Annotated in this window: 21 protein-coding genes, 1 tRNA gene and 3 pseudogenes; 10 read left to right on the top strand and 15 right to left on the bottom strand. The window is 52.2% G+C overall.

Annotated features, from left to right (window positions below; genetic code table 11):
• Positions 1-248 (top strand): annotated as a pseudogene (locus FD23_RS04305) (autolysis-associated response regulator transcription factor); the annotation flags it as partial.
• 187 nt (positions 249-435) lie between these two features.
• On the opposite strand, the pseudogene FD23_RS09255 reads toward FD23_RS04305, so the two are convergent.
• Positions 436-579: pseudogene (locus FD23_RS09255) on the bottom strand (helix-turn-helix domain-containing protein); the annotation flags it as partial.
• 194 nt (positions 580-773) lie between these two features.
• A tRNA-Thr gene (locus FD23_RS04300) sits at positions 774-846 on the bottom strand.
• A 128-nt stretch (positions 847-974) separates the two neighbouring features.
• On the opposite strand from FD23_RS04300, the gene FD23_RS04295 reads away from it, so the two are divergent.
• A complete protein-coding gene (locus tag FD23_RS04295; protein WP_003611113.1) occupies positions 975-1679 on the top strand; it encodes an MgtC/SapB family protein in 705 nt (234 codons plus the stop codon).
• Between the two features lie 109 nt (positions 1680-1788).
• On the opposite strand, the gene FD23_RS04290 is transcribed toward FD23_RS04295, so the two are convergent.
• A complete protein-coding gene (locus tag FD23_RS04290) occupies positions 1789-2013 on the bottom strand; it encodes a hypothetical protein (protein WP_025895710.1) in 225 nt (74 codons plus the stop codon).
• A 367-nt stretch (positions 2014-2380) separates the two neighbouring features.
• Between FD23_RS04290 and FD23_RS10955 the strand changes: the two are divergent.
• Positions 2381-3640: pseudogene (locus tag FD23_RS10955) on the top strand (RNA-guided endonuclease InsQ/TnpB family protein).
• A gap of 271 nt (positions 3641-3911) precedes the next feature.
• Positions 3912-5069, top strand: a complete 1158-nt coding sequence (locus FD23_RS04280) for a DUF2974 domain-containing protein (protein WP_052933501.1) — start codon at positions 3912-3914, stop codon at positions 5067-5069.
• Positions 5070-5117: 48 nt separating this feature from the next.
• On the opposite strand, the gene dnaB is transcribed toward FD23_RS04280, so the two are convergent.
• The 12 genes from dnaB to dnaA form a co-directional block, all read right to left on the bottom strand.
• Positions 5118-6488 (bottom strand): replicative DNA helicase, encoded by a 1371-nt coding sequence (gene dnaB / locus FD23_RS04275; RefSeq protein ID WP_025895707.1) that lies wholly within the window; start codon positions 6486-6488, stop codon positions 5118-5120.
• Between the two features lie 23 nt (positions 6489-6511).
• Positions 6512-6967 (bottom strand): 50S ribosomal protein L9, encoded by a 456-nt coding sequence (gene rplI / locus FD23_RS04270; protein ID WP_002879434.1) that lies wholly within the window; start codon positions 6965-6967, stop codon positions 6512-6514.
• Between the two features lie 22 nt (positions 6968-6989).
• Positions 6990-9011 carry a DHH family phosphoesterase gene (locus FD23_RS04265; protein ID WP_025895706.1) on the bottom strand — a complete coding sequence of 674 codons (2022 nt, stop codon included), beginning with the start codon at positions 9009-9011 and terminating at the stop codon, positions 6990-6992.
• A gap of 140 nt (positions 9012-9151) precedes the next feature.
• On the bottom strand, positions 9152-9385 hold the full coding sequence (gene rpsR, locus FD23_RS04260; RefSeq protein ID WP_025895705.1) for a 30S ribosomal protein S18: 234 nt from the start codon (positions 9383-9385) through the stop codon (positions 9152-9154).
• A 26-nt stretch (positions 9386-9411) separates the two neighbouring features.
• The gene (ssb, locus tag FD23_RS04255; protein ID WP_025895704.1) at positions 9412-9990 is read right to left on the bottom strand and encodes a single-stranded DNA-binding protein; all 579 of its coding nucleotides are present in this window, start codon (positions 9988-9990) and stop codon (positions 9412-9414) included.
• A gap of 40 nt (positions 9991-10030) precedes the next feature.
• On the bottom strand, positions 10031-10324 hold the full coding sequence (gene rpsF / locus FD23_RS04250) for a 30S ribosomal protein S6 (RefSeq protein ID WP_011677863.1): 294 nt from the start codon (positions 10322-10324) through the stop codon (positions 10031-10033).
• 215 nt (positions 10325-10539) lie between these two features.
• A complete protein-coding gene (gyrA, locus tag FD23_RS04245) occupies positions 10540-13011 on the bottom strand; it encodes a DNA gyrase subunit A (protein ID WP_025895697.1) in 2472 nt (823 codons plus the stop codon).
• Positions 13012-13023: 12 nt separating this feature from the next.
• Complete coding sequence (gene gyrB / locus FD23_RS04240; protein WP_025895696.1) at positions 13024-14985, bottom strand: DNA topoisomerase (ATP-hydrolyzing) subunit B; 1962 nt, start codon at positions 14983-14985, stop codon at positions 13024-13026.
• The gene (gene recF, locus FD23_RS04235; RefSeq protein ID WP_052933500.1) at positions 14969-16114 is read right to left on the bottom strand and encodes a DNA replication/repair protein RecF; all 1146 of its coding nucleotides are present in this window, start codon (positions 16112-16114) and stop codon (positions 14969-14971) included. The genes gyrB and recF overlap by 17 nt, the downstream gene beginning before the upstream one ends.
• Complete coding sequence (yaaA, locus tag FD23_RS04230) at positions 16114-16344, bottom strand: S4 domain-containing protein YaaA (RefSeq protein WP_003623647.1); 231 nt, start codon at positions 16342-16344, stop codon at positions 16114-16116. The genes recF and yaaA overlap by 1 nt, the downstream gene beginning before the upstream one ends.
• A gap of 224 nt (positions 16345-16568) precedes the next feature.
• Complete coding sequence (gene dnaN, locus FD23_RS04225) at positions 16569-17696, bottom strand: DNA polymerase III subunit beta (protein WP_052933499.1); 1128 nt, start codon at positions 17694-17696, stop codon at positions 16569-16571.
• A gap of 180 nt (positions 17697-17876) precedes the next feature.
• The gene (gene dnaA, locus FD23_RS04220) at positions 17877-19241 is read right to left on the bottom strand and encodes a chromosomal replication initiator protein DnaA (protein ID WP_025895694.1); all 1365 of its coding nucleotides are present in this window, start codon (positions 19239-19241) and stop codon (positions 17877-17879) included.
• A gap of 475 nt (positions 19242-19716) precedes the next feature.
• Here dnaA and rpmH point away from each other — a divergent pair, with 475 nt between their 5' ends.
• The 6 genes from rpmH to FD23_RS10350 all read left to right on the top strand — a co-directional run.
• A complete protein-coding gene (rpmH, locus tag FD23_RS09250) occupies positions 19717-19857 on the top strand; it encodes a 50S ribosomal protein L34 (protein WP_008459582.1) in 141 nt (46 codons plus the stop codon).
• A gap of 48 nt (positions 19858-19905) precedes the next feature.
• A complete protein-coding gene (rnpA, locus tag FD23_RS04210; RefSeq protein WP_025895690.1) occupies positions 19906-20271 on the top strand; it encodes a ribonuclease P protein component in 366 nt (121 codons plus the stop codon).
• Positions 20271-21140, top strand: a complete 870-nt coding sequence (locus FD23_RS04205; protein WP_002879419.1) for a YidC/Oxa1 family membrane protein insertase — start codon at positions 20271-20273, stop codon at positions 21138-21140. The genes rnpA and FD23_RS04205 overlap by 1 nt, the downstream gene beginning before the upstream one ends.
• Positions 21141-21247: 107 nt before the next feature.
• Positions 21248-22633 (top strand): tRNA uridine-5-carboxymethylaminomethyl(34) synthesis GTPase MnmE, encoded by a 1386-nt coding sequence (gene mnmE / locus FD23_RS04200; protein ID WP_052933497.1) that lies wholly within the window; start codon positions 21248-21250, stop codon positions 22631-22633.
• 26 nt (positions 22634-22659) lie between these two features.
• Positions 22660-24555: a tRNA uridine-5-carboxymethylaminomethyl(34) synthesis enzyme MnmG gene (mnmG, locus tag FD23_RS04195; protein ID WP_052933496.1), complete on the top strand. Its 1896-nt coding sequence runs from the start codon at positions 22660-22662 to the stop codon at positions 24553-24555.
• Positions 24556-24859: 304 nt separating this feature from the next.
• The coding region (locus FD23_RS10350; protein ID WP_269079375.1) for a thiamine pyrophosphate-binding protein at positions 24860-25314 on the top strand (455 nt) is incomplete at its 3' end.

Here is a 25314-nt window from a genome sequence, read left to right as displayed (position 1 = left end):
TCAAGACCTTGCGGGTTTACGACAAAAATAAGGTCTTCGATTGCCTGGGCACCCTCAAGGATTATGAAAAAAGGTATCCAAGCTTGGTCCCTGCTGACCGGCAAAGCTTGATAAACCTGGATGCAGTGCAAAATTACGACGAAAAAAAGGGCATCGCCTATTTTGATCAAGGCGTTGTCCATTCCGTAGCCGTCCGGCGGCGGCGGTCAATCATGCTAAAATTGAATGCCACAAAAAAAGAGCCGTGATCAGCTCTTTTTTTGTATTTAACCTAACTCGCGTGCATTCAATATAGTGTCATGACGACATTCATTGTGCTATTTTTTCTGCATAAACTAAGTATGCTTCTTAACTCAATCACCGTAAAACTTAAAGTCAAAACACACATACTCAAAGGAGCCAACGAATTAGATGCGGCAGATTCTCCAAATATCATTTGAACAAGCTTTCCGCGTTAATCCGATTTTTTCCACTTTCAACCTTTGCATAAAAAGGTCGGCTAAGGATGCCTTCGCACATTTCTTGCTGGGTCAACCCTAGTTCCAATCTTTTTTTACGCAGTGCTTCGCCAATTTTCATCAAATCTTCCCTTTCGTCAAAAAAAGGACTGTTAGCTAGCTAGTTAACAGTCCCTTTATTAAACGATTCCATATTTTCTGCTGCTGACTTATCATTCTGATAAACTGTCAATAGATCGATATTACAAAAAAACTTTATTTATCTTTGCAAAACGCTGATAAATAAAGTTTAATAGTAAACAAGAATCTGTATAATGCTGACTAGAGGATTCGAACCTCCGACCCCTTCATTACTAGTGAAGTGCTCTGCCAACTGAGCTAAGTCAGCAACTCTTGTGCCTTAACACAGTTACTAATTTAATCATTAATTGCAGACTTTTGCAAGTCTTTTTGGAAATTTTTTATTTTTTCGGCTTATTTGCGCCGAAAGAACTAAAATCAGTAAGGAGGAAAAATATGGAAAAATTTACCGGCATACCTGTCAGCTTTCAACTGGTCTGGCTTCTGCGGATCCTGCTGTCCGCCTTTTGCGGCGGCCTGATTGGCTCTGAGCGGGCAACACAGAGAAAGAGCGCGGGCCTGCATACTCACGTCGTGGTAGCCATTGCCTCCACCCTGTTTTCTATCGTCTCCAAGTATGGGTTCTACGACATGCTCACTTTCAGCAACGTTTCTTACGATCCATCGCGAATCGCCTCTTTGACGGTCACGGGAATCTCCTTTATCGGTGCCGGGACCATCCTGGTCCATAAAGAGCAGATTTCCGGATTGACGACCGCCGCGGGACTCTGGGCCACTTCAGCCATCGGAATCGCGATTGGGGTCGGCCTTTACTGGGTTGGAATCGTGGCCGCCGTCCTGCTCCTGCTCGTGCAGCGCTTTTTGCGGGAAGAAACGGTCCTCAACCTGCTCCGCAAGGTCAGAATCAGCCTCTTGATCGAAGCCAGCAACACGCCCCATATCCTGGAAACCATTCAAAGCGAACTGGAAAAAAACGAGGTCCACCAGCTCAGCATCAAGATTATCAGCGTCTCTGACGACCATGTCCTTTTCAGCTGCGATGGCGAAATCGCCGGCCGGATCGATGAAAACCAGATCATCATGAACCTGCGCAAATACCCGGATATCAAGCGCATCACTTACTCGCCCGGCAGCAAGTAGCCCTCACGTGAAAAAAACTGACAGAGTGATAAAATATTTCTCTATAAAGACTTAGCTGACAAGGAGGCATTCACAAGATCTTGTACTAAAAAATTGAAATTATCTTTTTTTAACCGTGAATCGGGGCAAAGAAGTAGAAGATTAACGCCAAAATCACCAAGTACGCTACTTGCACGCCAGCCGCGAGCTTAAGTGTCTTTTCCATCCCCTGCATGGCCGGATCCTGCCGTTGGCTGTACAAGTACACCAGTGGCAGCCAGCCCCAAAATGGCAGGACAAAGCTCAAGACCGTGAGCAGGGTCAGCCAGATTGACTTAACTGTTACAACTTTCATTCATCTCATCTCCTTTCATTTTTATGCCATAATCATATACCTTTAATTTTTTGTAAATAAAGAATTACATTCAATCAACATAAAGCCTTCCCCGCCCCGCTTTTTGCGCAATAATGTACAATGTTAGCTAAGGAGCGTAATACTAGTGGCGAAAAACATATTTGATATGTTTGATTATATATAAGAGTTAACAGATAGGTACTAAGCAGAATTAACGTAGAGAAATCTAGGACTTTGCTTTTAGATAGAGCACAGCTTTCACCTGTATTTTAGAAACATATGTTTGGAAAGCTGCAGGAATACGTGCTAAAATATTCCTCGAAACAAAGATTGAGAATGATATGGTTCTAAAAGGCGGTGAAATTAAATGACAGAACAGATAGAAGAAGTACCGGCGGAATTAATTCAGACAAGAGTCTATGAACTACGTCCCAACGAGACTATGAGAAGAGTTCTGGATGAAGCTTGTGACTATCGCCGCTATTGCTGGAACCAAGGCCTTGCCTTGTGGAATGCAAGCGCTTAAATCTTCTTTGGCCTCCGACTCCAAAAGGCTGACCGAAGAGCAGAAAGTGCTACTTAAAGAAAAGCCTTCGCCGAGTGAGCGAAGAGTTCGTAATATGTTAGTTACCGATAAAAAAGACTGGCAGTATACACAGTCAGCCCGGATTCTGCAACTGGCAATTTCCGACCTGGGCAAGGCTTGGAACAATTTCTTTGATAAGGCCCAACCAGGCTGGGGCAAACCAAAATTTCGGTCGAAACGGGAAGCCAGACAAGGTTTCAAAAGCGACCGAAGCAAGATCAAAGATGGAATTCTTTATTTGGAACGGGCAAGAGGAAGCAGAGTTCCGAAAGATCAATGGCGTGAGCGAAAAGCCTTTGTCAGATGAATTTGGCGTTGTCAGCTACTTCACCGTTATTACGTTGCCATCCCGTATAAGATCAAGTCTGAAGATGTTAAGCAGCCAGACAAAACAGGTAAAGCTACCGCGGTTGACGTCAATGTTGGTCACTTTGATTACACGGGTGGCCGGGTGAACGTACTGCCTAAGAAGCTTGATAGAATTTATAAAAAAATCAAGCACTACCAAAGGCAGCTTGCAAAAAAGCGAGTTAAAAATGGAAAAGCTGCTTGCAAAAGTAAGAACTACTTGAAGACGAAAGCCAAGCTTCAAGCGTGCTATCGCAAGGAAAGCAATATCCAAAACGACTTGATGCACAAATTTACGACCGAACTGGTTAATGACTACGACAAGATCGTGATCGAAAATCTGTCGGTTAAGGGCATGCTGATGAGCCACGTGGCTTCAAAGGGTGTTCATCGGTCGATGTTTGGCAAGTTTAAGCAGATCTTGACCTACAAGTGCGATTGGTATGGTAAGGAACTTATTCTGGCAAATAAGCTGTATCCGTCTACTCAGCGTTGTGCGGCCTGTGGCAATGTCAAAAAAGGTGATGACAAGATCACCCTTTATGGAAACAAGAAGCATGGTACTAAACACAATGAGTACGTCTGCTACAACGAAAAATGCCCGAACTACAATAAGGTCGTAGATCGAGATAAGAATGCGATGCTTAGTCTTTTAGCGCTGACTGAGTACCAGAATTAAATCATGCACTATAAATATTAAAGAAAGGAGAATTAATGGCTAAGGCCCTGGCCTTAGTCATGCGGGTTGGCTGTACCCGAGGATTGGCGAGAGCCTTCCCATGAAGTTGCAAGAGTGGTGCTTCGGTACCTGCGCTGGTCAATGCGGTTACCCCCTTGTTGGGATATCGGAATACCGGTGATGACGGCAATAAGAAAAATGTCTGTATTCATGTCTTCGGACAATACATAGTCAAAGATTACTATTTGGCTACATTGCACACGTTTTTTGCAGCAGGTTTTTGTGATGGCATCAACATTAGACTATCTGCGCTGGCGAGGCGATCTGCCTTTTCAAACTTGCCCTTTCAACAGCCTGGATGCTTCCTTAATGGCATCCCTGGCCTACCTTCCCTTTGACGGCAGTACGGTTGGCCACAGCCTAGGCGAGGTCTGCCAGTCCATCTACCAACGTGAGCCTGACCGCTGGCAAAATCTGGACAAAACTGAACTCCTGCTCTTGCCCAAGTCTCCCCGTCTGGCTGACTTGACCGTTCTGGACTGGGTCAACAAGATGGAGATTGAGCCTGAACCCATCCAGTTCAACGCTGGCGCCTTCCGCCTGGACGATCGGACCATCCTGGTCGCCTACCGGGGCACCGACCAGTCCATGATCGGCTGGAGCGAGGACATGGTCATGAATTATACACCGGAAATTACCGGACATAGGCTGGCCGCTAAGTATCTTAACAAGATCGGCCAAGCTTACCCAAATGACCGGATCTATATCACCGGCCACTCCAAGGGGGGCAACTACGCCCACTACGCTTTGGCCTTTGCTGATCCGCAGATTCAAGCCCGGGTCATCAAGTCCTACAGCTTTGACGGACCTGGCTACCGGCACCAAATTTACGGAACCAGCGGCTTCCAAGACAATATCAAAAAGATGAAGACCTACATCCCGGAAAGCTCCATTGTCGGCTGCATGCTGGACCATACTGAGCGCGTCTTGGTCGTCAAGTGCAACCAACCAGTCCTCAGCCAGCACGACCCAAGAACCTGGAGCGTTGGCCGGGATAGCTATGTTTTGGCGCAAGAGGGCCTCACGACTACAGCCCGGGTGATCCGCCACTCCCTGATCGCCTTCAACCACCAGATTCCCGCGGAAAAAAGAGGGCAGATGTGGTCCGCCCTTTTTGAGGCTTTTGGCAGCCTGGACATCACTAAGATCAAACAGATCAGTGGTTTTACCGGCACCTACCGCTTTGGCCGGGCATACTTTGCCATGGATCCGGAAATGCGGGCTATCTTCAGGCAGATTTTTAACAACATCATTGAAACGGCCCGGCAGAGCCTTCCCCTGCCATTCAACAGGAGCGAGGATCCTTACAAGAACCGGCCGAATTTCAATGACTCAAAGAAAGGGCCAATCTTCTTTGATGCCTACGACATCAAGCAAGAATAACAAAAAGCGCGAATCAGCAACGATTCGCGCTTTTTTGCTGTCTTTCCCCTACCCCTGGGCCTCATGGCCTAGGTCCAGGTTAGAGAAGCGGTTGTAAGGCTTGGAGAACATCAGCTTGGCTGATCCCCGCCGGCCTGACCGGTTCTTTTCAATAATAACTTCAACTTCAACATTTTCCGGATCTTCCTTCGGTTCCTCGCCGTCAGCATCCTCATCCCGGTAGTAGTCGTCCCGGTAGAGGAAGCCAACGATGTCGGCGTCCTGTTCGATTGACCCGGATTCCCGCAAGTCTGACAAAATTGGCCGCTTGTCCTGCCGCTGCTCAACTGACCGCGACAACTGCGACAGGGAAATTACCGGCACGTGCAATTCCTTGGCCATCTTCTTGAGCTGGCGAGAGATCGCGGAAACTTCCTGCTGGCGGGACTCAGTCTTTGGCCCTTCAATCAGCTGCAGGTAATCGATCACGACCAAGCCCAGGTCGCCCAGCTCCTTTTGCAGGGCCAGGCACTCGGCCCGGATTTCGCTGATCTTGATCCCCGGCGTGTCATCGATATAGATCGGAGCCTGCCGCAAGACACTTGCTGCCACGTCCAGCTGGTTCCACTCATCCCTGTCCAGGATCCCCGTTCTGAGGTGCTGGGAGTCGATCAAGCCCGTTGACGCCAGCATCCGCTGAACCAGCTGCTCACCAGACATTTCCAGGGAGAAGACCGCTACCGGCTTCTTCTCAGTAATGCCCACATTCTTGGCGATGTTCATGGCAAAAGAGGTCTTCCCGACACCCGGCCGGGCCGCCAAAATGATCAATTCGTCATCATGCAGCCCCGTCGTCATCTCGTCCAGATAGGCAAAACCCGTCCGTAAACCCGTGACCGCGTCCTGGTTCTGGGCATTATTTGAAATCTGCTCAAAGGCTCCGGCAACCAGGTCCTCAATCTTATGAAATCCCCCGCTCCCCTTTTCATTGGAGACGTTCATGATCTCATTTTCAGCGTTGCTGAGGATCTCATCCACGCTGTCGGACCCTTGAATGGCACTGGAGATGATCTTCTGGCTGGCATTGATCAAATTGCGCAGCTGGGCCTTCTGGTGGACGATGCGGGCATAGTCCTTAGCGTGAAAGGCAGTTGGCGTTGCCAGCAAAAGCTCTGACACGTAGGCCATGTCGCCCAGTTCTTCCAATTGTCCCCGCCGCTTGAGCTCCTCTTGCAAGGTAACCAGGTCGATTGACCTACTCTCGTCATAGAGGGCCAAAAGGGCGCTATAGACCAGTCGGTTGGCATGTTCATAAAAGTCAGCCGGCTCTAAGACCGAGCTGACTTCGTTGATGACTTCGGGATCAATGAAAATCGCCCCTAAAACGGCTTTTTCAGCAGCAGAATCATGCGGGATCTGCTGCGTGACAAGATTATCCATCAATCACGGCTTCTTTCAGCTTCTTAATTTTCTTTGGTAACGTGGACCCGGACCTTTGATTCAACGCCCTTGAAGAGCTTGACTGGCACATTAGTGTAGCCCAGAACCTTGATTGGTTCCCGCAGTTCCAGCTTGTGCTTGTCCAGCTTGATGCCGAACTGCTTGTCCAGGCCTTCGATGATCTTCTTGCTGGAGATTGAACCGAAGAGGCGGGAGTCGCTGCCGGCCTTGGACTTCAGTTCAACCACAGTTTCGTCAGCTTCCAGCTGCTTCTTGATCTCTTGGGCAGCTGCCTTTTGAGCTTCGTATTCAGCCTTTTCTTTGGCTTCCACCCGCTTCAGGGTGTTCAGGTTGCCCTTGTTGGCTTCCTTGGCCAGGCCCCGCTTGATCAGGTAGTTTTGGGCGTAGCCGTCCGGCACGTCCTTGACCTGGCCCCGCTTGCCTCTGCCCTTAACGTCTTGCATAAAAATAACTTTCATCGTTCATTGCTCCTTTTCTTCTTTAACTGTTTTCTTCCAGATATTCGTCAATTGCCGCCAGCAAGCGCTGACTGGCTTCTTTGACCGTAATATCCTTGATCTGGGTCGCCGCGTTGGACAAGTGGCCGCCCCCGCCCAGCTTCTCCATAATCACCTGGACGTTAATGTGGCCCATCGACCGGGCTGAAATCCCGACCTTGTCCCCGCTTCTTCTGGTGATGGCAAAAGATGCCGACACCCCTTCCAAATCAAGCGCCATATCGGCTGCCTGGGCCGTCAAGATCGGGTCGATCACCTTGTCCTCCGGCCCCTGCATGACCGCCATCTTCGGCCGCAGCATCTGCAGGCTGGCCACCAGGTGGCTCTTGACCAGGAAGCTGGAAATGTCTTCCTTCAAAAGCTCACTGACCACCGAGGAGTCCGCCCCGATCGACCGCAGGTAGCTGGCCGCGTCAAAGGTTCTCGTCCCCGTGCGCAAGGAGAATTCCTTGGTGTCGACCGTGATCCCGGCCAGCATGGCCGTGGCTTCCAGGTTGGTCAAAACCCGGTTGTCTTCAGCCGGCTGCTGGTATTCGACCATTTCCGTCACCAGTTCGCTGGCTGAGGAAGCATATGGCTCCACATAAGTCAGCATCGGGTTCTCCGGGAATTCTTCCCCCCGCCGGTGATGGTCGATCACCACGATCCGGTTCCTCAAGCGGTCATAGAGGCGCTGGTCATAAGTGATGGAATACTTGGAGTGGTCCACCATGACCAAAAGGGAGTTGTCCGTCGCGACCGCGTTGGCCTCATCCGGACTAACAAAAAGGTCCAGCTGGGGGTCTGCCGCTTGCATCTTCTTGACCAGGCGGTCAACGTCATAGTTGCAGTGGGCCGTGTCTAGCAAAAAGTGGGCCTTGACCCCGTGCAGGCGGGCGATCTTGACAACCCCGATCCCGCTGCCGACAGAGTCCATATCGGGCCGCTGGTGCCCCTGGACGAAGACCTGGTCAACATCCTTGAAGAGCTCGCCCAAGGCCTGGGAAACCATTCTGGCCCGGACCCGGGTGCGCTTCTCCATTGGGTTGGACTTACCCCCGTAGAAGCGGGCTACCTGGCCCAGTTCCCTAAGGACCACCTGGTCCCCGCCCCGGCCAAGGGCCAGGTCCAAGTTAGCCTGGGCCTGGTTGGCGATCTTTCTCAGCGACTCACCCCCGTAGGCAATCCCGACCGACAAGGTCAAAGGAGTGTTGTTCCGACTGGTTTCCAGGCGGATCTTGTCCAAAACTGAGAACTTGTCTTCTTCCATGGCTTCCAGGTCCTGCAAGTGGGCCAGAAGCAAAAAGTGGTCCTCATCAATCCGCTTCAAGTAGGCCTTGAACTTCTTGGCATAGTCGTTCAAAGTCGTCTGCAGGTAGGTGCTGGTTCTGGCCAGTTCCTGGTCGTGCATCCGCTCGCTGAGCTCGTCGTAGTTGTCGACAAAAATCTGCCCGATAGCCAGGCGCTCAGCCCGGTACTTGTCAGCCAGGTCGGCATAACGGGTAATGTCGAGCATGTAGATGACCCCGATGCTGTCTTGGACAACCATTTCAAATTGGTGATCCCCCCACTTGACCACCTTGCTTTCCGAAGTCTGGGCCTCAAGGGCTTCTTCAACCAGCTTGCCCAGTTTCCGGTCGACCGCCGTAATCGTCTTGCCGATGGCGTCCTTGTCGCCCAGATAGAGCTGCAAGTAAGGGTTGACCCATTGGATGTGCCGGGACTCGTCGTAAAGGAGGATCCCCAGCGGCATCTTGATCATGGCCTCCTGCTCCCCCCGTTTAATCCGGTAGGAGAGGTTGGCCGCGTAATTGTTGGTATTTTTCGCGAGAATGTAAACGCCGAAAACAACCCAAAAGACATCCACGATCAAGACCAGCAAAAGCGCCACCCCGAAGATCCGGTTGATGAAGAAAGCCACAACCGTGCTCAGCACAGTCAAGAAGGCGATGCTAGAGAAGGCAATGATTAATCTGGAATCCCGGACGAATTCTGGCAATTCAAGTTTGCGTAAAAAGTTTTTCATAAAATTCTTCCACATCTTTAAAGCAGATTAAACTACTCCCATTATAACCTATTGCCGCCCGCCACAAAACAGAAAAGAAAAAGAGACCGGGAGGAGTCCAGCTCCTTTCGGTCTCTTTATTTGCTTATTGATCCTGCTGCTTAGTCTTCAGCTACGAATGGCAGGAGGCCCATAATCCGGGCTCTCTTGATAGCTTTAGCAACCTTGCGTTGGTTCTTAGCGCTAGTACCAGTGACACGACGTGGCAAGATTTTACCTCTTTCTGAGATAAAATGTTTCAACAGATCAACATCCTTGTAGTCTACGTAGTCGATGTGGTTGACTGCGATGAAGTCAACCTTGCGGCGACGACCACCTCTTCTTTGTTGAGGCATGTCTTCAGATCCTTTCTTGTGTAATTTTAAAATGGAAGATCGTCATTTGAGACGTTGATTGCATCATCAGAGCTGTCGAACGGGTTGGTGTTCGTGTCTCCGCCGGCATCTTTCTTGTTATCTTCATTGAATCCGGCATTAGCTGGCCCGTTTGACTGGGCCGGGATGCCGAAGGCGTTGTCGTTGGCGTAGCCGCTGCCGCCGCCAAATCCGGTGTTGAAGCCGGTGTTTTGGCTTTGACCTTGGCCGCCAAATCCGCCGTTTTGCTGACGGCTTTCACGCTCGCGGCGTGATTCGAGCAGTGAGAAGTTGTCCACGAGGACTTCTGTCACGTAAACTCGCTGGCCGTCCTTGTTATCATAGTTTCTGGTCTGGATTCGGCCCTGGATGCCCACCAAACTGCCCTTGCTGGTGAAGTTGCAGAAGTTCTCAGCAGCCTTGCGCCAAATCACGCAGCTGATGAAGTCCGCTTCTCTCTGGCCTGATGCATTGGTAAACTGCCGGTCAACGGCCAAAGTGAACGTAGCAACCGAGATGCCGCTCCCAGTAGTACGTAATTCAGGATCACGTGTTAAACGGCCAACAAGTACAACGTTATTGATCATACTTATTTCCTTCCTATTCCTGTATTACGGGAAACTACAATTACTTGTCTAACTTGACAATCATTGAACGCAGAACTGAGTCGTCGATCTTGCTCAAACGGGCAAATTCGTTGACAGCTGCAGCGTCTTCAGCAGTGAAGGTCATGATGTAGTAACTACCTTCACGATACTTTTCGATTTCGTATGCGAAACGACGCTTGCCCCAGTCCTTAGCTTCAACCATTTCACCACCATTGTCAGCGATCACCTTAGTGTACTTGTCAATAATGGCCTTCTTTGCTTCATCGTCAACGTCTGGCTTGATGATGTAAGTAATTTCGTACTTGGTTGTCATAGACTATTGCACCTCCTTTTGGACTAAATGGTTCTTGCTAAAATCAAGAACAAGGAGTAATTGATCTAATTACTCGCAATGCCTAATTTTAGCACAAAACAAAAAAATTACCAAACATTTTTTACACGTGATCCGGGATTTTCTTCCCACTAACTATTACGCCAAAAATGCTGGTAATTTTTTATTTTATCTTACTTTTTTCTGCTTCTTTGCCGCTAAACTTCCGTTTCCGGCTCGCTTTCGCCTTCAGCTTCAGCCGGCACGACTGCCATGCTTGCCACGGCATTGCCGTCAGCCACCTTGATTAGGCGGACGCCCATAGTTGACCGGCCAGTCTGGGAGACATCGCTAGTCTTGAAGCGGATCATGATCCCGTCAGTGGTGATCAACATGATGTCGCTTTGCCCGTCAACCACGGCCACGCCAGCCAGAGGACCGTTCTTTTCGCCGATCTTGGCGGTCTGGATCCCCTTGCCGCCCCGGCCCTTGACCGGGTATTCGCTGGCCGCGGTCCGCTTGCCGTAGCCCTTTTCCGAGATAGTCAGAACTTCGTCTTCCGGCTTCAGAATCCCTGAGCCAACCACGTAGTCGCCTTCACGGAGGTTGATCCCCCGGACGCCGGCCGCGCTTCTCCCCATGGCCCGGACGTCATCTTCATTGAAGGTCACGGCGTAGCCCTGGTGGGTAGCGATCAAGATGTTCTGCTGGCCGTCAGTGGTCAGGACGTTGGATAGTTCGTCGCCATCCTTCAAGGTCAAGGCGATCAAACCGTTGGTCCGGATATTTTCAAATTCCCGGATCTTGGTCCGCTTGACCGTCCCCAGCTTGGTGATGAAAAAGGCGTAGTCGTCGTCATGCCCTTGCGGCAGGTTGACCACGGTCTGGATGTGCTCGCCCTTGTCCAGCTGCAGGAGGTTGACGATTGGCAGGCCCTTGGCGCTTCTGCCGTATTCTGGGATTTCGTAGGCCTTCTTCATGTAGACCTTGCCCTTGTTGGTGTAGAAGAATAGGTAGTCGTGGGTACTTGAGTAGAGCAGGTGCTCGATGAAGTCGCCCTTTTGGACGCCCATCCCCTTGATCCCCCTGCCGCCGCGGTTTTGGGTCTTGAAGTCGTCGATCAGCATCCGCTTGACATAGCCCTGGTGGCTCAAAGTCAACAGGACGTCTTGTTCTTCGATCAAGTCTTCGTCTTCGATCGTGACCACTTCGCTGGCCGTAATCTGGGTCCGGCGCTTGTCACCGAAGCGCTTCTGGATGTCCAGCAGCTCGTCGTAGATAATCTGGTCGATTCTTTCAGGCTTGGCCAGAATGTCCTTGTAGTCGGCAATCTTGACCAAAAGCTCCTGGTATTCGCCTTCGACCTTGTCTCTTTCCAAACCGGTCAGACGGACCAGACGCATGTCCAGGATAGCCTGGGCCTGGCGGTCGTCCAGGTCAAAGCGGCTGATCAAGCCCGCCTTGGCGATGTCGCTTGATTCAGAGTTCCGGATCAAGCTGACGATTTCGTCGATATGATCAAGCGCTACCCGCAACCCTTCCAGGATGTGGGCTCTGGCTTCAGCCTTTTCCAAGTCAAACTTGGTCCGGCGGGTAATGACGTCTTCCTGGTGGGCCAGGTAGTACTGCAGCATCTGCTTCAAGGTCAGGGACTTCGGTGCCCCGTCCACGATCGCCACCATGTTCATGGCGAAGTTGGACTGCATCTGAGTTTCCTTGAAGAGGTTATTCAAAACCACGCTGGCGCTGGCATCCCGGCGCACGTCAATAGTGATCCGCATCCCGCTCTGGTCGGATTCATCCCGCACCCCGGTAATGCCGTCGATCACCTTGTCGCGGGCCAGTTCAGCGATCTTCTGGACCAGTTCGGCCTTGTTGACCAGGTAAGGAATCTCGCTGACGATGATTCTTTCCCGCCCGCTCTTTTCAGCTTCGATTTCGGTCTTGGCCCGGACGACGATGTTGCCCTTGCCGCTTTCATAAGCGTGCAGGACCCCGCCCCGGCCCATCAAGATCCCGCCGGTTGGGAAGTCCGGCCCTGGGATGGCCTTCATCAGTTCCTTGGTCGTCACGTCCGGGTTCTTCATCAGCATGTGAATGCCGGAAATGACTTCAGACAGGTTGTGCGGCGGAATGTTGGTAGTCATCCCGACCGCGATACCGCTGGAACCGTTGACCAGGAGGTTAGGAATTCTGGCTGGCAGGACGGTCGGTTCATTTTCCGTGTCGTCGTAGTTTCTCTGCCAGTCAACCGTATTCTTGTTGATGTCGCGGAGCATTTCCACGGCAATCTTGCTCATTCTGGCTTCCGTATAACGCATGGCGGCCGGCCGGTCGCCGTCGACGGAACCGAAGTTACCGTGCCCGTCTACCAGCATGTAGCGGTAGGCAAAGTCCTGGGCCATGTGGGCCATGGCCAGGTAGATGGAGGAGTCGCCGTGCGGGTGGTACTTACCCATGACGTCCCCGACGATTCTGGCACTCTTCTTGTAAGGCTTGTCCGGAGTCACGCCCAGCTCGTTCATCCCGTACAGGATCCGCCGCTGAACCGGCTTCAAGCCGTCGCGGACATCTGGCAAAGCCCGGGCCACGATGACGGACATGGCGTAGTCCAAGAAGGAGCTCCGCATCGTTTGCGTCAGATCGACATTTCTGATCCGCCGGTCTTGTCCTTGATTTTCGTTATCCATTCCTACCTCCCATTAAGCATCCAAGTTTTCAACATATTGGGCATTGTCTTCGATGAACTTGCGCCGCGGGCCAACTTCGTTGCCCATCAGCATTTCAAAGACTTCATCCGCGTCCTTGGCGTATTCCGGGTCCACCCGGTCCAGGCGTCGGTTTTCAGGGTCCATGGTCGTCTCCCACAATTGCTCAGCGTCCATTTCCCCCAGCCCCTTGTAACGCTGCACGATTGGCTTCGGGCTTGGTTGCAATGACCCCAGGTAGTCGTGGAGTTCTTCATCAGTGTCCAGGTACTTGATCAGCTTGCCCTGGCGCACTTGGTACAGAGGCGGACGGGCGATGTAAACATAGCCCTTGTCGATCATCGGCCGCATGTAGCGGTAGAAGAGGGTCAAGAGCAGGGTCCGGATGTGGGCCCCGTCGACGTCGGCGTCAGTCATGATGATCAGCTTGTGATAGCGGGCCTTGGAGACGTCAAAGTCTGCCCCAAAGCCGGTCCCCAGGGCCGTAAACAGAGTCCGGATTTCCTGGTTGGCCAGGATCCGGTCCATTGAGGCTTTTTCCACGTTCAGGATCTTCCCCCGGATGGGCAGGATGGCCTGGGTCAGCCGGCTCCGCCCTTGCTTGGCGCTGCCGCCGGCGGAGTCCCCTTCGACGATGAAGAGTTCTGAGATGTTCGGGTCATTTGAAGTGTTGTCGGCCAATTTGCCTGGCAGGTTGGCGATTTCCAGGCCGGACTTCTTCCGGGTAACTTCCCGGGCGCGCTTGGCGGCAACTCTGGCTCTTTCAGCCAGTTGCCCCTTCTCCACGATCTTGCGGGCCACCTGCGGGTTTTCCATCAAGAAAGTGGAGAAGGTTTCTGAGAAGGCGCGGTCAACGGCAGTTCTGGCGTCGGAGTTACCCAGCTTGGTCTTGGTCTGCCCTTCAAACTGCGGGTTCGGGTGCTTGACGGAAATCACGGCCGTCATCCCTTCCCGGATGTCTTCCCCGGACAGGTTGTCGTCGTTTTCCTTCAAGATCTTGGCCTTGTGGGCGTAGTCGTTGACCACCCGGGTCAAGGCCGTCTTGAAGCCCGCCTCGTGCATCCCGCCTTCATAAGTGTGGATGTTGTTGGCAAAAGTCATCAAAGTTGTCTTGTAGCCGGTCGTGTACTGCAAAGATACTTCAACGTCGATGCCCTCGTACTTGCCTTCCACGTAGATTGGCTCGTCAAAAAGTACCTCCTGGCCCCGGTTGAGGAAGGAGACGTATTCCTTGATCCCGCCTTCAAAGTGGTAGACGTCGGTTTCCTCCGTGTCCTTCCGCTTGTCAGTGAAGGTCAGCTTCAGCCCCTTGTTCAAAAAGGCCAGTTCCCGGATCCGGTTCTTCAAGATCTTGTCGTCAAAAACCGTGGTTTCCGTGAAGATGTTCGGGTCCGGCCAGAAGTGGACGATGGTCCCGTGTTCAGTCAAAGGCACCGTGCCGACTTCCTTCAGCTCTTCAACGACCCGGCCGTGGTCAAAGGCGATGTGGTACTTCTTGCCATCCCGCATGACAGTGACGTTCAGCTTGGTGGACAGGGCATTGACAACAGAAGCCCCGACCCCGTGCAGACCGCCGGAAACCTTGTATCCGCCACCGCCGAACTTACCACCGGCGTGCAGAACCGTATAAACAGTTTCAACGGCTGGCCGGCCGGTCTTCTTTTCGATGTCGACCGGGATCCCCCGCCCGTCGTCTTGGACAGTCACGCTGTTGTCTTCGTTGACGGTGACTTCGATCTTGGTCGCGAAACCTGCCAGGGCTTCGTCGATCCCGTTGTCGATGATTTCCCAAACCAGGTGGTGCAAGCCCTGGGAGCTGGTTGAGCCAATGTACATCCCCGGACGCTTGCGTACGGCTTCCAGGCCGCCAAGGACTTGAATCTGGCTGGCATTGTACTTGTCAGCTTCTTGTTCAAACTGCTTGGCCTTCTTCAATTTGTTATCTTCGTCTGCCATTTAATCCTTCCTCTTTTTCTATAATTTGGCCGGAATGGATGTAAAAAATTCGCGGCTGTTTGACTATTTCCTGGGAAATACCATCCAGATCGGTTGTCGTAATAAAAGTCTGGGTTTGACCATGGATGAAATCGAGCAGGGCTGCCTGGCGGTTCTGGTCCAGTTCGCTCATCACGTCGTCCAAAAGCAGGATCGGCTCTTCTCCCGTCAGCTGCTTGATCAGCTGGATTTCCGCCAGTTTCAAGCTGAGGGCAATGGTCCGCTGCTGCCCTTGGGAGGCAAACAGGTGGGCATTCTTGCCGTCCAGCTGGAATTCCAGGTCGTCGCGGTGGGGACCCAGCTGGGTCGTGGCCCGTCTGAGCTCATCGTCAACGATCTCCGCAAAGCGGTCCAGCAGCTTCTGCTTGATCTGGGCCGGCTGGTCTGCAGCCGTAATCTCCTTGGCTGAAGGCCGGTAAAGGACCCGCAGCTCTTCTCTTTGCCCGCTGATGGCCCGGTAGGCCTCGGCCGCGTAGCGGTTGAGGTCAGCCAAATAGCGGTAGCGCCGCCAGATCAGTTCACTGGCCGCCGTGGCCACCTGCTCAGTTAAGACCCCGAGCAGGACCTGGTCACTGGCCTGCCGGCGGGCCAGCTGCTTGAGATAGTTGTTTCTCTGCTGGAGCAGCTGCCGGTACTGGCTGGCGAAATAGAGATATTCCGGATTTATCTGGCCGAATTCCAGGTCCATGAAGCGCCGGCGCAAAGAAGGGGCCCCCTTCACCAATTCCAGGTCTTCCGGAGAAAAGAGGATGGCGTTAAGGTGGCCCACATACTTGGACAGCCGGGCCTGCTCTACCCGGTTGACCCAGGCGCTCTTGCCCTTCTTGCTGATGACGATGCGCAGGTCAAGGTCCAGCTGGCGCTTGTGCACCCGGCCAGCCAGGCTGGCAAAGTCCTGGCCGAAGGCAATCATCTCCCGGTCATTGCTGGTCCGGTGGGACCGGCTAAGGGCCAGAAAGTAGATTGCTTCCAGCAGATTGGTCTTGCCCTGGGCATTTTCACCCAGAAAAACGTTCACGTGTGGGTCAAATTCCAGGTCAAGGAAAGCCAGGTTACGGAAACCGCTCTGCTTAAACCGGCCCAGGTACATTAAAGTCCCTGAACCAGCTCATATTCCTTGCCGGCAACGGTCAAACGGTCACCAGGATAGAGCTTCCTGCCCCGGCGGTCTTCCTTGTCCCCATTGACCAGAACTGGACTGTCCTTGAGGTACCACTTGGCCTGCCCGCCCGAGGAAACGATACATTCATCTTTCAAAAATTGTCCGAGGGTGATGAATTCACCATTAATCGCAAAAGTTTCGATAGTCTTCACCTTCACCAATATAAAACTAGTATTCCACTTATAAATTATAGTCTTTTTTCCAGGGAAACTCAATCAAGAAGGCCTTTTTTAGGGCCTCAGAGCGCTTATTTACCCATTTAGTATCGTGGTACATAAAGCAGGTATTTTGGGCTTAAAGCCGTAAAAAACGCTTGTATTAAAAAATAGTCGAAAAAAAGCCACTCCGGAGAGTGGCTTTTGTGAATTATTGGCAGTCTGTTTTAGAAAGTTCGGATTGGGGTGATCAGCTGCACGAATTCAACTGACTGGTCATTTGGCACGACCGTGAATGGCCGCAGGCTTTCCGTGAAGTTGATGATGACGGAGTCAGTTACTGAGGCCCGCAGGGCAGCGGCCATGTAGTCCGGGTTGAAGGAAATGGTCAGGTCTCGGCCAGTTAAGCTGCTGAAGCCGACTTCTTCCTCAATCTTTCCGACTTCCGGGGAATTACCGGAAACCAGGATGGTTTGGTCAGCCACGTTCAAAGTCATTTGGACGGCGTTGGTCCGGTTGGCGTGGGTCAAGAGGCTGGCCCGGCTCAATGTCTGCATCAAGTCAGAAACGGCGAACTGCACGCTGGTCGTTGACTCAGTTGGCAAAAGGCGGTCAACGTCCGGGTAGGCCCCTTCCAAAAGACGGGTGTAGAAGGACAGGTTTTCAAATTCAAAGCGGATCTGGCTGTCGCCCAGGTAAACCTTGATGTCCTGGTCAGCGTCGCCGATGATCTGGGCTAGTTCCTGCAGGTTCTTGCCCGGGATAATCAGGGACAGGTCTTCGCTTGGACCGGCCGCGATGTCGACGATTCTTTGGGACAGGCGGTGGGAGTCAGTAGCCACGGCCTTGATCTGCCCGTTCTTGAAGCTGAAGTTGACCCCGGTCAGAGTTGGCCGGCTTTCTTCGGTGGATACGGCGAAAACAGTCTGGGTGATCAGTTCCCGCAGGGTCTTAGACGGCAGGCTGAAGGAAGTTCCGGCAATTTCCGGCAGGCGCGGGTAGGCACTGGCGTCCAGGCCGTTGATTACGTAATCCGCCTTGTCAGAGGTGATCTGGATCTGGTTGCCTTCCTTGACTTCAAAAGTGAATTCCCTACCTGGCAATTTGCGGACGATTTCGCTGAACAAGTGGGCAGTCACGACAATAGAGCCAGTTGATTCAACCCGTAAGTCATCAGAAACCGGTTGGCTCAGTTCAATGGAAATATCGGCATTGCTGCCAGTCATGATCAGTTCAGTTTCCGTCAGGTCCAGCTTGATCCCGCTCAAAATCGGAATCTGGGCTCTTGAAGAAACTGCCTTTAAAACGGAATTCAAGTCATTGATAAAAAGATTGCGCTGTACAGTAAATTTCATCTGGTCCTCCTTGGTTAGTTTGCTGCTCTATTTATTTAATTAGTTATTTATATATAGATAGTTGTAGTAGTAGGTCCTGTGAATTCTGTTGATAACTAACCGGAAGCCCGGTAATCCGGACTTTTGCCAGTTGAAAAAGTGTGGATAAATCACGGACTTGTCCACAAGTTATCAACGGACCTATCTCTCCAGCATCTGCCGCAGGTCGGAAACAGCAGACTTGATTTCAGTGTCCGTTTTGATCTGCCGGGCGATTTTGTCGCAGGCATGCATCACGGTCGTGTGGTCCTTGCCCCCGAATTCCTGGCCGATTTTTGGCAGGCTGGCATCGGTGAGCTCGCGGGACAGGTACATGGCAATCTGACGCGGGATGACGATCTGCCTTACCCGCTTCTTTCCTTTAAGGTCCGGCACTGAGGTCTGGAAGTAGTTGGCCACGACCTCCTGGATCTTGGAAATCTGTAGTCCCCTGCTCTTCTGGACCAGCTTGAGGTCGGCTAAAGCCGACCGGGCTAAGCCAATGTTGATGTCCTGCTTTTGAATGGTGGCCTGGGCCTGGACTTTGACCAGGGCCCCTTCCAGCTCCCGGATATTAGTATCGACCTGGCTGGCTACATAGTCCAGGGTGCTTTCATCGATCTCCAGGCCTTCGGATTCAGCCTTCTTGCGCAGGATAGCGATCCGGGTTTCCAGGTCTGGCGGGGTGATTTCAACTTGCAGTCCCCAGGCAAAACGCGAGACCAGCCGCTCGGACAGGTCGGGAATTTCCGTTGGTAGCCGGTCACTGGTCATGACGATCTGCTTTTGATCATTATAGAGAGTCTCAAAAGTATGGAAAAATTCTTCCTGAATCCCTTCCTTCTTGGCGAAGAACTGGATGTCGTCGACCAAGAGCAGGTCAGCTGTTCGGTATTTCTCCCGGAACTTGTCCTGGGTCTTGTTCTTAATGGAATTGATGAAGTCGTTGACAAAAGTCTCACTTTGAATGTAGACAACCTTGGCATCTGGTCTTTCCGCCAGCATCTGGTGACCGATCGCCTGCATCAAGTGGGTTTTACCAAGGCCCACGCCCCCGAAGATGAACAAGGGGTTGTAGAAGGTCCCCGGGTTGTCGGCAACCGCCAAAGCGGCCCCAGCAGCCAGTTTGTTGCCCTCGCCTTGAATGAAGTTCTCGAAGGTGTACTTCTCGTTTAAGCGCAGGTCCTTGGTGAATTCGCGGCCTTGCGGCCGGGCTTTCTCGGGCTTGGCCTGCGGCTGGGGCTCCAGCATTCTTTCGCTGCTGGGCGCCGGGCCGTTTTTAACGACGAAAACCGGGTAGATATCGATTCCCGCGTAGGCATAAGCCGACTGGATCAGGCTAGCGGAGATGTTTTGCTCCCAATACCCTTTTGCCACGGGGGTTTGGACGGAGATTACCAATTCATGGGTGTCCTTGTTGAAGGAGACGGGCTTGGTGTTTTTGAACCAGGCATTATAGGATACTTCGTTAAATTCGGACCGCATTTCAGCGTTGAAGCTATCCCAGAATTTTTCTAAATCGAACAAAAAACATTTCCTCCAAAAAATCGTTTAGCAAAATTATTTTAGCATTTACTGACCAGGTTTTCCACAGGTGGAAGAAATAAATCCAGAATCCACAGGCTGTGGACAAGAAATAAAAAGAAGCCTGTTAACTCTGCTGATAATTTTATCAAAATTGGTCAAAAGTGGATAATTTTTGTGGACAACTTTTCTTAGAGCGGCAAAAGCAGAGCCTGGTTTTGACCAGACATATCCACAGGGTGTTAAAAAAGTTTTTAACAGGGTGTGGACTGTGGATAAGTCTGCAAAAAAGCCTGTTGATTGCCGGGAAAAAATTTTTTCGCGGTCTGCTTTCTGTCCACAGGCGGGGGATCAGGCTCAGGCAGTCTAAGGAAAAAATCGGGCAAGTTTGCAAGAAAAAGCTTGGTTTTTTTTGATTTCCGTGCTATTCTAGATAAGAAATTGTGCACGTAGCACTAAAAAATGGAGGTGCAAATATATGTCAACTAAGAGAACTTACCAACCTAAGAAGCGTCACCGTTCACGCGTTCACGGCTTCATGAAGCGTATGGCTACAAGCAACGGCCGTAAGGTTTTGGCTAGACGCCGTGCAAAGGGTAGAAAGGTATTATCTGCTTAAGCCACTGAATCCCAGTGGTTTTTTTAATTTGCAAGAGTGTAAAGAGCTTTGAGAAAGTCATATCGAGTTAAATCTGAACGGGATTTTCAGAACGTCTTTGAAAATGGCGAATCAGTTGCCAACCGGGCTTTTGTGATTTACGTCCTGCCTAGAAAGCAGAATAAGCATTTTCGCGTCGGCATCTCTGTCGGCAAGAAGGTCGGTCACACGGCCGTCGTGCGCAACCGTCTCAAGCGCTACATCAGGGAGGTGTTGACCGAGAACCGGGACCGGATTGCGCCGGACTTGGACTTCTTGGTGATTGCCAGACCCTACGCTCGCGATTTCGATTGGGAAAAGACGCGGGAAAACCTGCTTCACGCGCTGAACCTGGCCCACGTCATTGAAGAAATGCCAAATAAAGAGGAAAAATAGTGAAGGACATTTTATCGAAGAAGAGTACCAAGCGCCTTCTGGCCGCTCTGGCACTGGTGACGGTTTTTGCCCTTGTTCTGAGCGGCTGCGCCACGCAGACCACCCAGAAGCCAACGCCGATCTCCCATAATTCCAGCAACTGGTGGGATGCCTGGGTAGTTTACTACCTCTCCCAGTTCGTGCTTTGGATTGCCAAAGTCTGCGGGGGCAGCTACGGCTGGGCTATCATCATCTTTACGGTTATCATCCGGGTGATCCTCCTGCCTTTAAACGCGGTGCAGATCAACAGCACCAGAAAGATGCAGGAGATCCAGCCGGAACTGAAGGCCTTGCAGGAGAAGTATTCCAGCAAGGACCTGGAGACCCGGAACAAGCTGAACGAAGAAACGCAGAAGCTTTACAAGGAAGCGGGCGTCAATCCTTACGCTGGCTGCCTGCCGATGGTGATCCAGTTGCCGGTTATGTGGGCCCTGTACCAGGCCATCTGGCGGACGCCGGAGATGCAGAATGGTAAATTCTTGTGGATGGACCTGGGCAAGCCAGACCCATACTACATCCTGCCGATTTTGGCAACGGTATTTACCTTCCTGTCCTCATACATCGCGACTTTGTCGGTGCCTAAGTCTTCCCAGACCACGATGACTAAGATGATGAGCTATGTCATGGCCATCATGGTCGGGATCTGGGCCATCGTCTTCCAGTCCGCGATCTCCCTTTACTGGGTGATCTCCAACCTCTTCCAGGTTGGCCAGACCCTGGTTCTGCAGAACCCATTCAAGTACCGCAAGGAGCAGGAAGCCAAGGAAGAAGCTGAACGCGAGCGCCAGCGCAAGATGCGGCGGGCTTACAAGCGGATCAAGCGGAAATAATTGAATGTTCATCTAAAGTTTTTTAGATAAAGTAGTGAAAGTGCTTTATCCATCATTTTTCATGGTGGAAATTGCGCTTTTTTTATTGGAAAAAACGAGGTAACGAGATGGTTCAACGTTTAACGGAATTTGATACGATCGCGGCGATCTCAACGCCGCTGGGAGAAGGCGGGATCTCCATCGTCCGCGTCTCCGGGGAAGATGCGGTCGCCATTGTCAACCGCTTGTTTAAGGGCAAGGACCTGGAAAAGGTTCCCAGCCACACGATCAACTACGGCCACATCGTGGACCCGGCGACCGGGCAGGTGATCGACGAGGTCATGGCCTCCGTCATGCTGGCGCCGAAGACTTTTACCAAGGAAGACATCGTGGAAATCAACTGCCACGGGGGGATCGTGGTCACCAATGACATCCTGCAGCTGCTCTTGGCCAACGGGGCCAGAATGGCTGACCCGGGCGAATTTACCAAGCGGGCCTTCGTCAACGGGCGGATCGACCTAACCCAGGCTGAAAGCGTGATGGACATCATCCGGGCCAAGACTGACAAGGCCCGGCAGGTGGCGGTCAAGCAGCTTTCCGGCGGCCTTTTGACGGAAATCCGGGCCCTGCGCCAGGAAATCCTGGATGTTTTGGCTAATGTCGAAGTCAACATCGACTACCCGGAATACGATGAAGAAGAAGTGACGGCCCAGAAGCTGCTGGCTTGCGCAAAAGCCGTCAGCGGCAAGATTGACCGCCTGCTGGAGACTGCCCAGGAGGGGCAGATCCTCAGAAACGGCTTGAAGACAGCCATTGTCGGCCGGCCTAACGTGGGCAAGTCCTCCCTTTTGAACTACCTGACCCAAAGCGACAAGGCGATCGTAACGGACGTGGCCGGGACCACCCGGGACACCCTGGAAGAGTTCGTGTCCGTCAAGGGGGTGCCCTTGGAGTTGATTGACACGGCCGGGATTCACCATACCGAGGACCAGGTGGAAAAAATCGGGGTCGAGCGGTCGAAGAAGGCCATTGCCCAGGCGGACTTGATCCTGCTTTTGCTGGACGGCAGCCAGGAATTGACGGAAGAAGACCGGCGGCTTTTGGAACTGACCGCCGGCAAAAAGCGGATCATCGTGCTGAACAAAACGGACCTGGGCCAGAAGCTGACCGCGGCTGAGATTGCTAAAGAAAGCGGCAGTGAAGTGATCAGCACCTCGATCATGATGAAGGAAAACTTGGACGAATTGGAAGCCTTGATCAAGAAGCTCTTCTTCAAGGGGATCGAAAACTCCAACGACCAGGTCCTGGTGACCAACCAGCGGCAGGCGGGCCTTTTGGCCAAGGCCAAGCAGCAATTGGTCGACGTGGCCAGCGGGCTTGAGGCAGGGATGCCGGTTGACCTGGTTCAGATAGACTTTACCGGGGCCTGGGAAAGCCTGGGGGAAATCACTGGTGACAGCGCTCCGGATGAATTGATCAATGACCTCTTTAGTCAGTTCTGCTTAGGGAAATAGCGAGGAAGGCAAGGAAGACGAAAAAAATGAAGACTTATGTTTCAAACGAATATGACGTGATCGTAGTCGGTGCCGGCCATGCCGGCTGTGAAGCAGCCCTGGCCAGTGCCCGGATGGGGGAGAAGACCCTGCTGCTCACCATCGGCCTGGACATGGTGGCCTTTATGCCCTGCAACCCCTCAATCGGCGGCCCGGCCAAGGGGACCGTGGTCAGAGAAATCGACGCTTTAGGCGGGGAGATGGGCAAGAACATCGACAAGACCTACATCCAGATGCGGATGCTGAACACGGGCAAGGGGCCGGCTGTCCGGGCATTAAGAGCCCAGGCTGACAAGTGGGACTACCACGAAGAGATGAAGCGGACCATCGAAAACACCCCTAATCTGACCCTGCGCCAGGCGGTCGTTGACGACTTGATCGTTGAAGACAGGGAATGCCGGGGCGTAGTGACCAACACCGGGGCCCGCTACCGGGCCAAGAGCGTGGTCTTGACGACGGGGACCGCGGCCAGAGGGCGGATTTTTATCGGGGAACTGAACTACTCATCCGGTCCGAACAACACGATTCCAGCCATTAAGCTGTCTGAAAGCCTGGAGAGACTGGGCTTCAAGCTGCGCCGCTTTAAGACCGGGACGCCGCCCCGGGTCAACCGGCACACCATCGACTATTCCAAGACCGAAGAAGAGCCGGGCGACAAGGAGCCCCGCCACTTCTCCTTTACCAGCAGGGATGAAGACTACCTAACCGACCAGACTTCCTGCTGGATGACCTACACCAACCCGAAGACCCACGAAATCATCAATGAAAACCTGGACCGGTCACCAATGTTCTCCGGTGACATCGTCGGGGTAGGGCCGCGCTACTGCCCGTCAATTGAAACCAAGGTCGTCCGTTTCGCGGACAAGGACCGGCACCAGATCTTCCTAGAACCGGAAGGGCGGAAGACGGAAGAAATCTATGTCGGGGACTTTTCAACCTCCATGCCGGAAGAAGTGCAGCTGGAAATGCTGCACACGGTCGCTGGCCTGGAAAAGGTTGAAATGATGCGGCCGGGCTACGCCATTGAATACGACGTGGTTGACCCCTGGCAGTTAACCCACACCCTGGAAACCAAGCGGATCAAGCACCTGTATATGGCAGGGCAGATGAACGGGACTTCCGGCTATGAAGAAGCCGCCGGCCAGGGCCTGATTGCCGGGATCAACGCGGCCTTGAGCGCGGAAGGCAAGCCAGCCTTCACCCTGGGCCGGGACGAAGCTTATATCGGGGTTTTGATCGATGACCTGGTAACTAAGGGGACGGAAGAACCTTACCGGCTCTTGACCAGCCGGGCTGAATACCGCCTGCTTCTCCGCCACGACAATGCCGACCTCCGCTTGACGGAAAAGGGGCATGACCTTGGCTTGATTGACGATGATCGCTATGCTGAATTTTTGGTCAAGAAGGAACTGATCCAGGAAGACCTGGACCGGCTGCGCGAAATCACCGTTCACCCGACCATTGCCGTCAACGAATACCTGGCAGGTTTAGGCCAAACTGACTTAAACGGCGGGGTCAAGGCAGACGTCTTCCTCAGACGGCCAAGGGTGACGGTTGAAGACGTTGAACGTCTGACTGGGCAGAAGCTGGCCGGGGACCGCTATGTCAAGGAACAGGTGGAAATCGACATCAAGTATGCCGGCTACATCAAGAAGCAGGAGATTCAAGTGGCCCGCCTGCGCCGGCAGGAAGCCAAGAAGATCCCGAAGGACATCGACTATGACCAGATCGAGGGCCTGGCTACAGAAGCCCGGGAGAAGTTCGCCAAGATCCGACCGGAAACCCTGGCTCAGGCGGAAAGAATCTCCGGGGTCAACCCGGCTGACTTGGCCATCTTGAGCGTCTACGTGCAAAATGGCAAATACGCCAAGGTTCAGAAGTAAAGAGCAATAATTTTAGAAGGCAGACCAGAGATCCTGGCCTGCTTTTTAAATAATCGATAGCTTTTATGCTTTTAAAAAATTAATAAAAACTTCACCGAAAAATATTCTCCAGAAGTTAGCTACTTTTTCACAATAAAGAAAGGGAAGATAGCACAAAATTTTTATCCAGAAAAAGCAAGTTTGTGAATTAACTAGCTTAAAATGCGACTATCCTTGATATAGCGGCTTTTGATAGCACTTGCAAAAGTGAAAAAATATGGTTTAATAAAGGGCTGTAAGTAATAATTTTTAAGGAGATTCACTTATGGCAAAAATTAAGGGCGCAAACGCCGTTTTAGATGTTATGTACAAGTGGGGCATTGACCACCTTTACGGTTTCCCAGGTGGTTCTTTTGACTCAACCATGAACGCGATCTACGAAATGCAAGACAAGATCAAGTTCATCGAAGTTCGGCACGAAGAAGCCGGTGCCTTGGCTGCCTCAGCAGAATACAAGCTTACTGGTAAGCTTGGTGTCTGCATGGGTTCAGCTGGCCCTGGTGCCGTCCACTTGATGAACGGCTTGTACGACGCTAAGTACGACAAGACCCCAATGGTTGCCCTGGTAGCCAACGTTCCAACTCCTCGTCAAGACATCAACTTCTTCCAAGCCTTTGACGAAATGCCATGGTTCCGTGACGTTGCCGTTTGGGTCCACCAAGCCAAGACCAAGGAAGCTTTGCCAGTTTTGATGGACACTGCTATCCGTCAAGCTTACGC

This window comes from Lactobacillus delbrueckii subsp. delbrueckii DSM 20074 = JCM 1012 (assembly GCF_001433875.1).
Taxonomy (GTDB): Bacteria; Bacillota; Bacilli; order Lactobacillales; family Lactobacillaceae; genus Lactobacillus; species Lactobacillus delbrueckii.
This window is presented reverse-complemented; position numbering and strand designations above follow the sequence as displayed.